General features: G+C 51.2%; 1 rRNA gene. It reads left to right on the top strand.

Going from position 1 to position 1,794, the window contains the following annotated elements:
- Positions 1–1,755: ribosomal RNA gene (locus CWC30_RS17580) — 23S ribosomal RNA — on the top strand; the annotation flags it as partial.
- Positions 1,756–1,794: the final 39 nt, after the last annotated feature.

The raw sequence follows: 1,794 nt of genomic DNA, 5'->3' as shown, positions 1-1,794 counted from the left end.
ATGCACCGAAGCTGCGGATTCAAACTTTGTTTGAGTGGTAGGGGAGCGTTCTGTAAGCCGTTGAAGGTGTGCCGGGAGGCATGCTGGAGGTATCAGAAGTGCGAATGCTGACATGAGTAACGATAATGCGGGTGAAAAACCCGCACGCCGGAAGACCAAGGGTTCCTATCCCATGTTAATCAGGGTAGGGTAAGTCGACCCCTAAGGCGAGGCCGAAAGGCGTAGTCGATGGGAAACGGATTAATATTTCCGTACTTGGTATAATTGCGATGGGGGGACGGAGCAGGCTAAGCAAGCATGGCGATGGTAGTCCATGTGAAAGTGTGTAGGCTAGTGACTTAGGTAAATCCGGGTTGCTGTTAGGCTGAGACACGAGACGAGTCACCAAGGTGATGAAGTTGCTGATGCCATACTTCCAGGAAAAGCCTCTAAGCTTCAGATTATACCGAATCGTACCCCAAACCGACACAGGTGGTCAGGTAGAGAATACTAAGGCGCTTGAGAGAACTCGGGTGAAGGAACTAGGCAAAATCGTACCGTAACTTCGGGAGAAGGTACGCTCCGATTGGTGATGAGACTTGCTCTCTAAGCTGATTGGAGCCGCAGTGACCAGGTGGCTGGGACTGTTTATTAAAAACACAGCACTGTGCAAAATCGCAAGATGACGTATACGGTGTGACACCTGCCCGGTGCCGGAAGGTTAATTGATGGGGTTATCTTCGGAGAAGCTCTTGATCGAAGCCCCGGTAAACGGCGGCCGTAACTATAACGGTCCTAAGGTAGCGAAATTCCTTGTCGGGTAAGTTCCGACCTGCACGAATGGTGTAACCATGGCCACGCTGTCTCCACCCGAGACTCAGTGAAATTGAAATCGCAGTGAAGATGCTGTGTACCCGCGGCTAGACGGAAAGACCCCGTGAACCTTTACTACAGCTTGGCACTGAACATTGAACCTACATGTGTAGGATAGGTGGGAGACTTAGAAGCAGAGACGCTAGTTTTTGTGGAGTCGTCCTTGAAATACCACCCTTGTAGTTTTGATGTTCTAACGTTGGCCCCTGAATCGGGGTTACGGACAGTGCCTGGTGGGTAGTTTGACTGGGGCGGTCTCCTCCCAAAGAGTAACGGAGGAGCACGAAGGTTGGCTAAGTACGGTCGGACATCGTACGGTTAGTGTAATGGTAGAAGCCAGCTTAACTGCGAGACAGACACGTCGAGCAGGTACGAAAGTAGGTCATAGTGATCCGGTGGTTCTGAATGGAAGGGCCATCGCTCAACGGATAAAAGGTACTCCGGGGATAACAGGCTGATACCGCCCAAGAGTTCATATCGACGGCGGTGTTTGGCACCTCGATGTCGGCTCATCACATCCTGGGGCTGAAGTCGGTCCCAAGGGTATGGCTGTTCGCCATTTAAAGTGGTACGCGAGCTGGGTTTAGAACGTCGTGAGACAGTTCGGTCCCTATCTGCCGTGGGCGTTTGAGAATTGAGAGGGGTTGCTCCTAGTACGAGAGGACCGGAGTGAACGAACCGCTGGTGTTCGGGTTGTCATGCCAATGGCATTGCCCGGTAGCTACGTTCGGAACTGATAAGCGCTGAAAGCATCTAAGCGCGAAGCAGGCCTCGAGATGAGTTCTCACTAGACTTTTAAAGTCTCTGAAGGGCCGTTGAAGACTACAACGTTGATAGGCAGGATGTGGAAGTGGTGTGAGCCATTAAGCTAACTTGTACTAATTACCCGTGAGGCTTAACCATACAACGCCAAACGCGTTTTATGCTACAGTTTAAGCAACA

This window comes from Pseudoalteromonas sp. S4741, assembly GCF_005886135.1.
Lineage (GTDB): Bacteria > Pseudomonadota > Gammaproteobacteria > Enterobacterales > Alteromonadaceae > Pseudoalteromonas > Pseudoalteromonas tetraodonis.
The sequence above is the reverse complement of the archived record's forward strand: the minus strand, read 5'-3'. Positions and strand labels throughout refer to the sequence as shown.